The sequence below is a fragment of the Arthrobacter sp. Soil_C_60 genome, assembly GCF_057656375.1.
In genome coordinates this window covers 1-518 of sequence record NZ_JBDGKM010000029.1, presented here as the reverse complement: position 1 = coordinate 518, position 518 = coordinate 1, and the positions used below count along the sequence as shown (strand labels likewise).

General features: G+C 64.3%; 1 protein-coding gene. It reads left to right on the top strand.

Annotation, left to right across the window (positions count from 1 at the left end):
• On the top strand, nucleotides 1-518 hold a 518-nt coding region (locus AC3A4M_RS22810; RefSeq protein ID WP_498738909.1), incomplete at both ends, for a formate/nitrite transporter family protein.

Below are 518 nucleotides of genomic sequence, written 5' to 3'. Positions count from 1 at the left end.
TCGGCTACGACCTGCTGACCGGGGTGTTCGTCCTGACGCCCCTGGCGCTGCTGGACAAGCGACCCGGCGTGACCGTCCGCGGCGTGCTCCGCAACTGGGGGCTGGTGTTCGTTGGGAACTTCATCGGAGCGATCACGGTGGCCCTGCTGATGGCGGTCGTCGTAACCTACGGTTTCGCCGTCCCGCCGAACGAGGTCGGTGTCGCCATCGGCCACATCGGCGAGGGGCGCACGCTCGGCTATGCCGAGCACGGCGCGTCCGGGATGCTGACGCTGTTCGTCCGCGGAATGTTGTGCAACTGGATGGTGTCGATCGGCGTGGCCGGCGCCATGATCGCCAAAGACGTCCCCGGGAAAGTGATCGTGATGTGGATGCCGATCATGCTGTTCTTCTTCATGGGCTTCGAGCACTCGATCGTTAACATGTTCCTGTTCCCGTCGGGTCTGCTGCTCGGCGGCGAGTTCACCGTCCTGGACTACCTGGTCTGGAACGAAATCCCGACGGTGCTCGGCAACCTC